Raw genomic sequence first — 944 nt, 5'->3', positions numbered from 1 at the left:
GGAGTCCATCTCATTCGTTAGCTGTATTCAATGGACTTCATAATAAAACTTATAGTTCGGCTAGGTATTTTAGCTGGGGTAATTTCTACACTTTTTATCTTATGGGTATATTTTACTTTCCCCGATATGTGTGGCAATTATCTCCATGCGGAAGCTTATTCACCTGATAACAAAAATCGGATAGTAGTGTTCCAGCGTGATTGTGGTGCAACTACAGGGTTTTCTACTCAGATTTCTATTTTAGGCGCAGATGTTAAGCTACCAAATGAATCAGCCAATATATTCATCATACCAGGGCACCCAAACGAAGTGGCGCCAGGTGTGGAGTGGTTGGATAACTCTACAATAAAGATATCTCAAAGGCTTAATGGGCAAGAATATTTATCAGAAACTAGTTATGGATGGTTTAATAAAGTTGTAGTTAAATATGAGTAACCATACAGCTAACAAACGCATCAACGCATGGACTAATAAAGCTTGGCTTGGTTCGTGCCTCACCAATTTTAACCAAGCATTATTAGCCCGTTATGCGAGGCGTTAGGTGAACACTCGGGATCGGTGTCTTGAATAAATATTTGTACAATTATTATTGGTTGGCATCTTCTGTAACGGCTAAATTGTTTTGGCTAATTGTCCCAGTTATTTTTATCTCTCAAGAGTTCTTTGTACCATTTCTAATTTTTACAGTGGCTCTTGGTTGGTCAGCGATAATGGTTACAGCATTTTATAAATGTCCTAGCTGTAACAAGAGAGCATTGGTTCATTCAGGTGTTGTAGTTAAACGACTCGAAACTGATCGTAGTAAGCTTCAAATATGGCTACTACCCAATGAATTCGTGTATAAGTTTTTTTACTGCTGCAAATGTGGGCATAAAATAAAATCGCAACCATAAGCTTGGTTCTTTGTTCACCTAACAAATTAATTAACCTCAGATCTGTATAAG

The 944-nt window shown here is 37.5% G+C and carries 1 protein-coding gene; it reads left to right on the top strand.

Features of this window, described 5'->3' with window-relative positions; all coding sequences use genetic code 11:
• The first annotated feature begins 30 nt into the window (after positions 1 to 30).
• Positions 31 to 435: a DUF5412 family protein gene (locus tag CWB72_RS20160; protein ID WP_138635193.1), complete on the top strand. Its 405-nt coding sequence runs from the start codon at positions 31 to 33 to the stop codon at positions 433 to 435.
• The last annotated feature ends 509 nt before the right edge of the window (positions 436 to 944 follow it).

Source organism: Pseudoalteromonas phenolica (assembly GCF_005886345.1).
GTDB classification, from domain to species: Bacteria; Pseudomonadota; Gammaproteobacteria; order Enterobacterales; family Alteromonadaceae; genus Pseudoalteromonas; species Pseudoalteromonas phenolica_A.
Note: the sequence above shows the minus strand (reverse complement) of the source record. Positions and strands in the feature narration are given on the sequence as shown.

Bases quoted from the DNA above. Each gene is read 5' to 3' on its own strand.
- CWB72_RS20160 (WP_138635193.1), top strand. From the start codon at position 31: ATGGACTTCATAATAAAACTTATAGTTCGGCTAGGTATTTTAGCTGGG.